The organism is Bacteroides sp. RTP31139st1_H2_RTP31139_211217 (assembly GCF_040227615.1).
GTDB lineage: Bacteria > Bacteroidota > Bacteroidia > Bacteroidales > Bacteroidaceae > Bacteroides > Bacteroides uniformis.
On the sequence record NZ_JBCNZM010000025.1, the window covers coordinates 1 to 11,872 of the forward strand.

At 44.5% G+C, this 11,872-nt stretch carries 9 protein-coding genes; 1 reads left to right on the plus strand and 8 read right to left on the minus strand.

The window, feature by feature from the left end:
* Window positions 1-149 precede the first annotated feature (149 nt).
* A complete protein-coding gene (locus tag ABUA47_RS06095) occupies window positions 150-1,853 on the plus strand; it encodes an AIPR family protein (protein ID WP_035449084.1) in 1,704 nt (567 codons plus the stop codon).
* A gap of 112 nt (window positions 1,854-1,965) precedes the next feature.
* Here ABUA47_RS06095 and ABUA47_RS06100 read toward each other — a convergent pair whose 3' ends face one another.
* The 8 genes from ABUA47_RS06100 to ABUA47_RS06135 form a co-directional block, all read right to left on the minus strand.
* A complete protein-coding gene (locus ABUA47_RS06100; RefSeq protein ID WP_005777385.1) occupies window positions 1,966-5,949 on the minus strand; it encodes an Eco57I restriction-modification methylase domain-containing protein in 3,984 nt (1,327 codons plus the stop codon).
* A gap of 6 nt (window positions 5,950-5,955) precedes the next feature.
* The gene (locus ABUA47_RS06105; protein WP_349831461.1) at window positions 5,956-6,972 is read right to left on the minus strand and encodes a restriction endonuclease subunit M; all 1,017 of its coding nucleotides are present in this window, start codon (window positions 6,970-6,972) and stop codon (window positions 5,956-5,958) included.
* 251 nt (window positions 6,973-7,223) lie between these two features.
* Entirely contained in the window at window positions 7,224-8,435 is a 1,212-nt protein-coding gene (locus tag ABUA47_RS06110) for a site-specific integrase (RefSeq protein WP_035449082.1), read from the minus strand.
* 5 nt (window positions 8,436-8,440) lie between these two features.
* Entirely contained in the window at window positions 8,441-9,229 is a 789-nt protein-coding gene (locus tag ABUA47_RS06115) for a hypothetical protein (protein WP_005777379.1), read from the minus strand.
* Window positions 9,226-10,278 (minus strand): relaxase/mobilization nuclease domain-containing protein, encoded by a 1,053-nt coding sequence (locus ABUA47_RS06120; protein WP_032541434.1) that lies wholly within the window; start codon window positions 10,276-10,278, stop codon window positions 9,226-9,228. Before ABUA47_RS06120 ends, ABUA47_RS06115 begins: the two co-directional genes overlap by 4 nt.
* Window positions 10,275-10,625 (minus strand): plasmid mobilization protein, encoded by a 351-nt coding sequence (locus tag ABUA47_RS06125; protein WP_005777375.1) that lies wholly within the window; start codon window positions 10,623-10,625, stop codon window positions 10,275-10,277. The genes ABUA47_RS06120 and ABUA47_RS06125 overlap by 4 nt, the downstream gene beginning before the upstream one ends.
* Before the next feature lie 176 nt (window positions 10,626-10,801).
* Window positions 10,802-11,521, minus strand: a complete 720-nt coding sequence (locus tag ABUA47_RS06130) for a hypothetical protein (RefSeq protein ID WP_005777373.1) — start codon at window positions 11,519-11,521, stop codon at window positions 10,802-10,804.
* A 34-nt stretch (window positions 11,522-11,555) separates the two neighbouring features.
* Window positions 11,556-11,867, minus strand: a complete 312-nt coding sequence (locus ABUA47_RS06135) for a helix-turn-helix domain-containing protein (RefSeq protein ID WP_005777371.1) — start codon at window positions 11,865-11,867, stop codon at window positions 11,556-11,558.
* Between the last annotated feature and the right edge of the window lie 5 nt (window positions 11,868-11,872).

The window sequence follows — 11,872 nt, forward strand, 5'->3', positions numbered from 1 at the left end:
GGTTTGATTGTATTCACTGCCGCAAAGCTACAACCAAACCTCAAAGTGTAAAAGGTGCATTTGTTCGAATGCTTACTGTAAAAGAGGTATTATATATTTCACTAATAAATGCTAAATAGAATATTAACACCATATAAATAAAAGCAAGTATGTCAAATAAAAATCTTACAAATAATCAACTTCTACTCAAAGAAATAATATCTCAAGAATATGAAGACAACAATCAATTTGCCTCACTTGATACTTTTTTTGAATTATTTTCAGCGGGTCAAATATTAAAAGATTACGCATTTAGTAATGAAGAAATAGAAAGTGGCCTTACAGGCGGAGGAAATGATGGCGGTTGTGATACTGCCTACGTTCTCTTAAATAATGAAATTATTACTTCTGACCAAATAGAATCTCTTGACTGTCCCAAGGGTTCATCTTTGCAGTTTATTATAATCCAGTCTAAGAATACATTGGGTTTTGGTGAAGATGCTATTATGAAATGGAAAACAATATCAGATAATTTGTTAGAAATGTCTAATGACATAAACCAATATAAAGAAAGATATAGCGAGGGAATCAGAGATGTTTTCGTTTTGTTTCGCGACGCAATGACAAAATTAATCACTAAGCAACTTAAAGTTTCTTTTAAGTATTATTACGTAACCTTGGGAATTGAAGTACATCCAAATGTATTGGCTCAGGCAGACGAACTTAAAGATATTGTCCGAAAGAAATACCCTAGTGCTACAATTTCTGTACAGTTTGTAACAGCAGACGAACTAATGTTATTATATAATAGTGAACCTGATGTTAACATAACTATAACTTTAGCCGACCAAGCTATTACACTTGGTAAACAGAATGAATATGTGACACTAATAAATATAGCAAACTACTATAAATTCATTACAGACTCCTCTGGTAATCTATTAAAAGGTATTTTTGAATCTAATGTTCGTGATTACCAAGGGAATAATTCGGTAAATTCATGCATAGCAAACACCTTAAAGAATAAAAACGCAGAGGATTTTTGGTGGTTAAATAATGGTATTACCATATTGTCTGATAAAATCACGCCAATTACAAGCAAACAGTTATCTATTGATAATCCTGAAATCGTTAATGGACTTCAAACGTCCACGGAGATATATAATTATTTTTCAGAAAACAAAGATAAGTTAGATAGTGAAAATAGGAATGTGCTTGTAAGATTTATAGTTCCAGATACAGAAGAGGTTCGTGATGATATTATATTTGCAACTAATAATCAAACCAATATCCCAAAATCTTCACTCAGAGTTACAGATGCAATACATCTCCAAATAGAGATGTTCTGTAAAACGAGAGGTTTATATTATGATAGGAGAAAGAATTATTATAAAAATCTCAAGAAAAAAGCTACAGATATTATTAGTGTATCTTTCTTGGCTCAGTGTCTAATAACCCTATTATTAAGAAAACCAGATTTTGCTCGAGCACGACCATCAACATTGCTTACGGATGATAGAACATATAATCAATTATATGCTGAGAATGGTAATTTATTAGTCTATTATAATGTTGGCAAACTCGGAAAGAAGGTGCAAGGCAATTTACGCAAGACGCCAGATTGGACCTCATCTGAAAAAAATGATGTACTATTTTATGTGCTATATGGTGTTGTTATAAAATTATTAGGTAAAACAGATATTAAACCTGTTGATATTGTAAACATAGACTTAAATACAGTATCAGAAGAATTTATTGATTCAATAAAATGGAAGGTATATCATAAATACAAGGAATTGGGAGGCGATGGCCGTATTGCTAAAAGTCCTAATTTTATAACCTATATAGATAAAATTATAGGGGATAACGAATAATATAATATTGTGGATTTTCCTATAAATTGTATCAAGGAATGTACTCTATATTATTTATGAAGCAAATGAGTTTTAACGAGGGCAATAGTATGACGCTTGCCCTCGTTTATTTTTACATCGGTTTTATCATTGATTCTATGAAAGTAATTTCTTCTTCTGAAAGTTCGTATTTCGCATAGAGTTGTCGGTCAATTTCGGCAACACTCTTTTCCCAATCAATGTCGGATTTTGAGGTAAAGTCTTGCAACGGAACAAAACGCCACGTTTCTTTACTATTATCTTGTGTAACTTTCAATATTCCAAGCAATGTTCTGGCAAATTTAGATTTGACATATTTCAGAGCAGCCATAGCTTCTGTTTGTTCATTAAATGTACCAATCCCTATAAAGGATTGCGTATAACCGATTAACGGTTCACCGATTAACGGTTCACCGATTAACGGAGTTGACAGCACCTCTCCTATAGCTCCAGTACCATTACTTTTAGGAACTATAACTTTCCATTTACCTAAACAAGGATGGTCTTCGATGAATGACGAATTTATCCATCTAATCTCTCTGACATTCTTTATCAAACCAAGCATTTCAATATCCTCAGCCTGCATTTTTTGCACATGGAATATTTCACTAAGCCCAAAAATGGAAGTAGTTAAACGACGTTCATTACCATTGCTGCCAATTCTCGATTTTAATTCTGGATGTTCTTTATAAAGAATGCTTAAATCAAATTTGTTTTGCGGATATATAATGTTGCTTAAAGGAGTAAAGGTCTCATTATTAGCGACCACCTTTCGGTAAATACCATTAAGTTCTGAATATGCTGTAAATGAGCCAATCTTTCCAAAAGAGTAATTAGCGTCACGATAGCATACAGCAACACCTCCTTTTATATCAACATTTGGGAAAACATCTGTACTTTTTGCTTTATACCATATTATCTTAAAATGCTCATCGTTAAGCATTTTAAGATTCCAATCATGGGGTGTCTTGCCTGCATCAAACAGATAACGTGCGGGAGTAATAAGAGTAGCCTTGTCTGATATTCTAAATGAGACATCCATAAAATAGTTGTAAACTGGAGTGTCGCTTGTCCGTTCTGTTATTATCTGATACGGTGGATTCCCCACTATCGCATTGATTTTCATATTCTTTATTCCTGTTCTGTCCGTAATAAATTTATCTACCTGCTTGATAAAATGTTCCGGTTTGTTTTTGATTTGATTGATTAAGTCCTCGAAGTATCGGGTGTTTACCTTTGCTTTTCGGAAACCTATAAGGGTGCGTTTGGTAATGCTCTTTGCCATCGGAGTTTTGCAGATGACAAAGATGTTTTCAGCCACTACCTTGTCCCATATTCGTTGTTCATCTTCGATACTTGACACCGAAAATAATGAGTTCTTGACCCTTGTGCGATAAATGCTATATGCCATATAAAGAGGATATAATCCAGACTTTGAATTTATTTCAAGGATTCGTGAATCTGGGGCAAACACATTGGCTGTCACTTCGCCACGGTCAATGAAACGAGGGTCGGACAAGGTGGTTTCATAGTCCTTTTCAAAGAAGTTATATCCTCCCAAACAATCGCCAAGGTGCATGTTCACCACACGCCAAGGCGTAAGCACCGTTTCCTTGTCGGGATTGCGGAACGTGCTGAATATATCCGTTATACGCTCGATGCGTTCCTCCACACTAAGTTTGTCCGCGGCACGAGCCATGGCACGGATGCGCTTGCCTGCCGCACAGAATATCTCCGGATCGTAATATTTCTTTATGCTGTTGAACTTCTGTTTGGTTACGCCTTTGGGCATGAACTCCTCCCATGACTGAGAGTCAATGAGGGAAGCGAAGTTGTCAATGGTTATCTCTTGTGATTCATCTTGTAACTCTGCACCGTAGATAAGCAACGGCATACGGATGGAGATACCCCGAAGAATGGAGATGGCAGCCTCGCGGTTCTCCTTTTTCTTCTTTAGTTCCGCGAGACGCTGCTTTTCTTCCTCTGTCAATGGTTGCTTGTCCCTGCCTCTCTTCTTGGATTTCTTTTCAAGGTCTTCAAGTTCCTCGTATTGCTCATCGGTCAGTCCTTGGTTGTTGATGTCCACCTGATTGGTCTTTGGCATTGCCTTGGTTTGGCCGATAATCTTTTTCAGGTCGTCAAACTCCTGCAATTCCAAGTCGTTGAGCTTCATCAACTCGTCATTATACAGGCTCCTGTCCTCGAAACCGTTGCGGACAACCCTTTCCACATAAACACGTTTAAGCTGTTCCAACATCTTGGGTACATCGAACTGGCTCATCTTGGAGCCTTCGATGGAGATAATCGGACAGAAGTTCAGGAACTCGCCCATAATCTTACGGTCGTTGCCGCTGGTCTTTCCTGCCTTGGCAGAAATCTTTGCTGTCTCGGCAATGACTTTCAGTGTTCTGTCAGGAGCGAAGTCAAACACATAACACTGCTCTTTGACCCTTCCGTTGATGGTGGCAGGTGTCTGCACACGGAAGATGGTCTGCATATAACTTGATGTGGCGGTATTATAAGAGCCGGACAACATGAATACGCCCGTCCACGCCTTGACACTGACACCCGTGGTCAATCGTCCGCAAGACAAGGTAATGGTACGGGTGGCATCAGGGTCTTTGCCGATGGCTTCTTCCACCGCAGCAAGAGCATCCTTGCTCTCTTCGTCCTCGTCACCGTCTCCTGCCACATTCACCACCTTGAAATGCTGGAATACAGGATGTGATTGTAGTAAAGCACTCATGGCACGAGCCTCCTTCACACCCGGCAACATCCATAGCGTATGACGGAAGATGTTGCGGTATTCCTCGTTGGCAAACGGATAGCAACTGTCCTTGTCCTCCTTGGAGATAAGATTCAAAAATGCCTTCACATCTTTTTCATGGATGAAAGTTCCGTTATCATTGACCCGAAAAAACTCTCGGAAGTTGAAAGCCACATCTTCATCCACGAACTCATGGAGTAAGCGTCCAAGGTCGTAGGTATAGATGTTCATCGTAGGTAGAGAGGCGTATGGATTCGGATCACCGAAATGGGTCAAATCCCATGAAGCCTTTGCCCGTTGCTCCATCACATAGTCCCAAGTGTAAATCTCGTCCTCCTTGAAGTCGTCCAACAGGTTGAACGGAGTGCCGGAAAGTCGCAGTATCTTTGTATTTGCTTTTGTCAGTTCCTGCATGACAGCCTTGCCGAGTTCCGTCTGTGTCCCTTCGTGCGCCTCGTCCACGATGATGCAATCCCAAGCTGTGGCAAACACTTCATTGTTCTTGTCGAAGTTGCCGCCCACAAGTTCAGAACCGCGCAAATCCTGCATGGAAGCGAAATACACATATTGGCATTTGCCCTGTTTTGCTCTCGCTTCAAGTGAAGCATGGCTGTCACCATTGTTCTTTGAGCCGTATGCAAAACAGGGACAGTCATAGAATATCTTGCCGAAATCCTCGAACCAGCCGCTATCCACCACAGGGCGATGAGTAAGAATCAAAGTGCGGCTGAAATCCATGTCTTTCACCACCTGCAAGGCCGACAATGTCTTGCCGAAACGCATCTTGGCGTTCCAAAGCATCTGGTTACTTTTCCTGAATTGCTTCTTGGTCTTTTCGATGGCTTCCCGTTGTTCGGGACGGAACACAATCGGTGTTTGGTCGTGTGAGACTTCGGCAGAAGACAACGATTCCCGACCTTCCTTTACGGCTGTTATTGCCCGCTTGACGGTTTCAAGGTCGGTGATGAACCACTCGTTGGCTTTGTTCTCGGTATCGAATATCTTTTTCCTAATGCCGGAACGTTCCAAAACGCTATGTACTTCCTTGTCGTTGAAAGAGCACAAGCCCTTTTTGCTGTTGTATATCGTAAGTTCCGTATATAAGAGGTCGTATGCAATGCCTGCCGTTTGCGTATATTGGTTGATACGTTTCTTCGCGGACTCGTTGAGAGCCTTGCTGTTCGGAGCAAGACCGAAGACATTGTCATTGTCACAAGTGGCCTCGCCCACTTTCAGGCATCCCCTGTGTGCAGCATCATTGATGCGGAACACATATATCAGTTTTAATTTTAGTGAAGATGTGAATTTCATACTGCACTATTTTATGAGGTCGATAAATCGGATTCGTTTTACCATCTTTCCCGCTTCAGGGTCTTTGGCCCGCCAGTCCTTGATTTGGCAATAGATACCATTATGCCTGCGGATGTCATCTTTCTGACAGCCTTCGCATTGACTGACTTCTTCCCTTGTCCCGAACAAGTCGGCTACAATAGTCCGGCGTTCACCGCAACTGTTTGGGATGACACCTTTAAGCCCGTCCATCTGCCAGACGTTCCATGAAATGATGTAGGCGATATAATTGATGGATTTCAACAAGGGTCGCTTGCCGAACTTTTGTTGATAGTATTCGATAAAGGAAATAAGCATGGATTCACGGGCAATCAGCAAGTTATCGCCTTGCCATTCGTAAGCGTAAATGCTCTTATACGCTTCCTGTACCCATTCCAACCATTTGCCGGAAGTTTCCGTATTTTCGCCTACAATCCGCAACTTGCGGTCAAGCAGCCCGATACGCTGTTCTAAGGGAATAGCCTCCCCCGTTGTGGTGTCATATCTGCTTATAATATACGGGGCTTCCCCGCAGGTTATCTCCAATCGGTTGTCACGTACATAATCTTTCCAAGTCTTACCTTCCGGAAATTGAATTTTCTCTGAGTTGGGTCTCCACCGATGACAACCCTGTTCGTCGGTGTACTCCGTATTGAACACATCCTTTCTTCCAAACCATGCTTCATCGATCAGGTTGTTCTGCGCATTGCATATCCATGACGGAGTGAACACCTCTGCCATTTCTTGCGAACGTGCGGTTTGGGTGTCACGACTTTTGAGAATACGCGGCATGATGACATGCCCGTTATCTCCAGTAATAAGACAGGGAAGAATTGGCGAATCATATTGATACCCTTCGCCCAGATATTCATAATCGGAAGTAGCCCAAAAGATATTGCGCTGAATATCCTCCTTGCTCGTCGTATGGTCTTTGAGCAGGATATTCAACAGTTCGGGCGAAAGCCGAAAGATACTATCTTCCAATATATCAACTTCAACAGGCATTTTATATCGGGTTTATGAGTATCTCTTGATAAGAGAGCCATCCCGAAGAAATAAGCACTAATAATCAGTGCTATAAGAACCCGATTTGACGGATTTACAAAACAGATCCTCGCAAAATACCTTTCATATATCATTATAAATGAGGATTGAACACGGTTTTTGAAATATTATGCGTACCTTTGCGAAATAAACTATATCTCTTATCAAGAGATTCGTCTTTTCGCTCAACACATTTCACCATAAATATCCGGTCAAAAATCTTTCAGGATAAGGCTGTTCGCCTTGTCCACCACGCTTGTGTCAAGCGATGCGAGATAGATGCGCGTGGTCTCTTCCGAATCATGTCCCATGCCCTCACTGATGACAGAAAGAGGGATGTTCTTGCTCTTGGCAACGCTCGCCCAACAATGCCGGGCAACGTGCATGGTCAGCGGTATGTTCAATCCTGCCAGACCAGCGACTTCCTTCAACGCCACATTGATGCGGCAGATGGCGTTACGGTATTGTGTCCGCTCATCGGAGCATGGGTTGGTGATTATCGGCAGGAGGTAGCGGGTGGCCGTATTCTCGCCGTACTTGGCGATGATGTCTTCCATGCACTTCTCCCATTTGACTGTGAGCTGCTGCCCGGTCTTTCTTCTACGGTACGTGATTATTCCGTTCTTCAAATCCGATTTTTTCAGATAGGCCATATCAATGAATGACATGCCACGGGTATAAAAGGAGAAGAGGAACATATCCCTTGCATAGTCCAGATGCGGTTTCAGAGTCAAATCAAGTTCCTTAATGTGCTTGATGGACTTCAATGGAATGGCGCGTTTTACCGTCTTCCCGATGCCAGTGTAAACGTGCTTGAAAGGATGCTTCTGTTCCGTCAGTTCCTTTTCCACGGCACGGTTGTAAACGGCACGGAGTATGCGCATATAAAAGGAAACCGTGTTGGGGCAGATGCCCTTGCCTTTGAGCCAGGCCTCGTAAAGCATCATGGTGTTGCCGTCTATCTCGCACAAGAGTATGTCCTGCCCCTCACGGAACTTCATAAAACTGGCCAATGCCGCCGTATAGGTTTCTGATGTGCGGACTTTGCCAAGCTGCTTCAACTGTCCTATGATGCCTTGCATGAAACGGAACAGCGATTGTTCGCCCGTTTGCCCGTTGAACTTCTCGACGATGCTGTCAGCGGAATAAATTCCTCCCTGCCTGTCGCATTGGGCGACTATGGCTTTCAACCGTCCGGTGTCCCAGTCGATATGTTCCGCCACTTCACGGAGATACCGTTTTCTATTTTCGCCGATTTCGGGCAGGATTTTAACAGAGGAAGTTCTCTTGTCCCATTCCGTATCAAATATGCGGTAGTCCGTCTTGACTTGGCGGACTATGCGCCCGTGGATTACCTGATAATATATGCTGCCCTCCCTGCCGCTCGCGGTGGAAGGACGAAATTTCACTTTTATGGATGCCATTCACTTTATTTTTGTTGTTTGGATTGTTTTTCTTCCTCTCTCACTGTCTTGACTTGCCGGTTGAATATGGCCAGCGTGGAGTCCACACCGACAACATCCACCAGTTTCTCGTAAGCCCCGACAGTTACTGCCAGTTCCGGGTACAGTTCGTTGAGCATGACCGTGGTCACATGGTGTTTGTCTGCAACCGTTCTCAACCGCCTGTTTTCTTCCCGGTACTCATGCCATTGTACCCAACTGACGGCAAACAGGACAAAGAATACGAGCGTACAGCCCATGCCAGTCCATACATATGGGTTCTTGTGCCAGCCATCGGGAACTTTGCTCCATAACAGCCTTATTGCATTTATTGCCTTGTCCGAGCGGATTATCTGCCATAGTTCCGATATGACACTTTGCTTTTGCCGCACCTGTTCCGAAGTCTGCTTGTCTTTTTCCACATGGGCAGTCAGCATTTCCAATATTTTGTTGAGCAGTTCCTTGATAGTGGGAACTCCGTGCTTACGCATATCCTTCTCGTTGGCTTCGGTGTATAACCGCAGACTTGCTACCGCTTCATCACCTATTGATTGCTTGTATTCCTCGATGGTCTCTTTGCTTCCGAAAATGTCATTGACATTTTCCGGGGCATTGCCATTGAAGAACCGTATAACAGGTTCCAGTCTCACCGTCAGCCTTTTCAATGCCTCGTCCTTGTCCGAACTGTCTTTTGCGTCCAGCTTTTTCTTGACATCCTCGATGTCTTCTGCCAATGCCCCTATAAGGTCGGCTATGCTCTGTTTGTTGTCCTTCATCTTCTTCTCCTCCTTGGTTTATGTTTGTCCTTTTCGTTGTCATTCTCGCCCCAGCCGCTTTCGTTTCTTCCACCTCCGCCGCCGGATGACACCTTGGCTTGGTGCGGTTGCACGCACAACTCCATGAGTGTGCCGATGGTCACTTGAACGATGTTTGAACTGGGTTCAGCAGGGATGCTTCCGTTGCCGTCCACTTCCGCTTTGGCCGGTGACGGCTCTCTTATAAAAGTATCAGCCGTATTGTTGTGGAATCCCACATCCTGCCGGGTCGGTTGTGGCTGTTCTTGCACACGGGGCTTCCATTCCATGCCCTCTGCGATTTGGTTCCCGAAGAGCCTGTTCAACTTATAAAAACTCATACTCCGGTCTATCTGTGAGCCACTGAACGAGATTTCATTCTTCGTGAACGATACTCCGATGATTTTACCTTCGTTTCTATTGTATTTGAAATTCACCCCGATACCCTGTTTTGCCAGCCTGTCACACAAATCCGACCAGCAGTTGCAATGGGGTAATGCCGCCTTGATAGCATCATAGATTTGGTATTTCACCTTGTCCTTGCCACGCAGACGGTCACGCTTCACGTTCATCTTGCCCTTGGAGAAGTGCAGTCCGTATTCCCTCGTGAGAGCTTTGCATACTTTTACATTACGCACATTATCGTTGCTGTCACTGATGGTGTTCCCGTCATTGTCCACCCTGTTGGCCACGATATGCAGATGCTGGTGTTCCCTGTCGGTATGACGGCACACGATGTACTGGGTGTTCGTTATGCCCATGCGCCGCATATATTCACGGGCAATTTCGACCATCAGGGCATCCGTCAGCTTGGGTGCATCCTCGTGTGCGAAGTCCAGCGAAATATGGTACACCGGATTTTTCAGCTTGCGTCCCGGCTTGTCATCCGCCTGTCCCTGCATACTCCTTGCGATGGTGGTGTTGTCATCCTGTCTCACGTCCTTACTGTCGATAAGCCTTGCCTTCTTCGGGTTGTTCACGTAGTTCACCACTCTGGCGAAACTCGCCCGTTTTTTCAAATCGCCCATCATATCCTCTCGATGATTTTATTGAACTCGTCCAGCAAGTCCATGATTTTGCCTTTCAAAAGAGAAAAGCCCTGTTGGTGCGCCATCTTCGTCAGTTGGTTCAGGTTGTTGCATCCTCCCTCCAGCATCCTTATCTGCTGCCTGTCTTCCTGTGTCCGTGCAGACACAACCTTGCCGTATAATAACAAATCACGCAGGAAGTGTGACGGTTTCTTTCCTGTATCTGTTATCCGTTTCATGACCGCTTTCCATTCGGCAAGCGTGAGCCGTGTGGATATGGTCTTTGTCCGCGCCTTGCCTTTCACCGTTTTTGGGCGGCCTCCCTTGTTCCTGTTCTCCTGATATGTCATATCCGTTTTCTTTTATTCGTTAAACCGTTCTGTTTTTTAGGGCTGAATTTGCGGCTTGCCGTTTCCTGTGTGGCCGGATCGCCGTTTGTGGCGTGGTTTTCGTGGACGAAAACATTAACTTGCCAGCCCTAAAAAATATCCCTTCTAAAACATTGTCGCTTGCCATTCCTGCCGCTTCATTCCTGTGGCTGTTTCCATTCCCGTGAACCGGACAGTGTGTTGCCATCCTCTAAGACAGGTGTGTCGTCGGCATCCACGGCTGCATTTTCCGCAGTGCTTTCCATTCCGCTTTCGGTTGTTGCTGCCGTTTCGGTTTCCGCTGTACCTGTTTCTTCTATAATAGGATTGGAATGGGTCGGATTCATGGACGGCAAGCCATCTATTCCCTCTGCCGTTTCTTCTATCGGTTTTTCTTTCTTCTTCCTTGCCGAACTGCGGCGCAAGGTCTCTAATTGTTGCCCGTTGAAAAGGAATACACGTACCCCTTCGTATGCCTTGATTGTCTGGCGGTATGTCGGATTCTCGATGAGCCGCCCTGCTATCATCCACGACTTCACGCACACCATGTCTATGATGGAAGTCACGGGATTGGAATCAACACGGATTAGCCCGCGTTCCGAGAAATCCTCCAACAGGCGGGACACCGCCTTGCGCCCGATGCCCCATTCCTTGGCCAGTACCAGCATGGAGCCGTCCGCCTGTCCGGGATGGACGGCATAGCCCAATCCACGTTTGGTGTTCTGCACTTCCGATACTGTCATCTTCGACAAAAGGGAAAGAAGATAGGTAAGGTTGCATATCCCGTCCGTGCTCCCGTGCAGGAAGTACCATGCCTCCACGGACATTGCCATCTCCAATTTGTAGCACGGCAAAACAAGCTGCTTCAAATTCTTCATAAGTCTTGATTTTTTTTGTTGTGCGTCTTGTAAATTATCCCTTGGCGTTCTTGTCGGCCTTCCTGTTGGTGGCTTTCAGGCTCTTGATGCGGTCTATCTGTTCCTTGGGAAACAGGACACGCCGTCCTATCCGCTGTCCTTTGATGTGTCCCAGCTTCTCGTGCCGCCAGATGGTCGCTATGCTCACGCCCCATTTCTCCGCCAGTTGCCGGATGGTGTAATACTCCGATGTGTCCTGTGGTGTCTGTTCCTGCCGGTATTCCTCAAACGCGCACCTCACGCTTGCGCCGATAAGCTGTTGAAGCTCGTCGCGCGATACCAGTACCATTTCTGTCTTATCTGTCATAATCC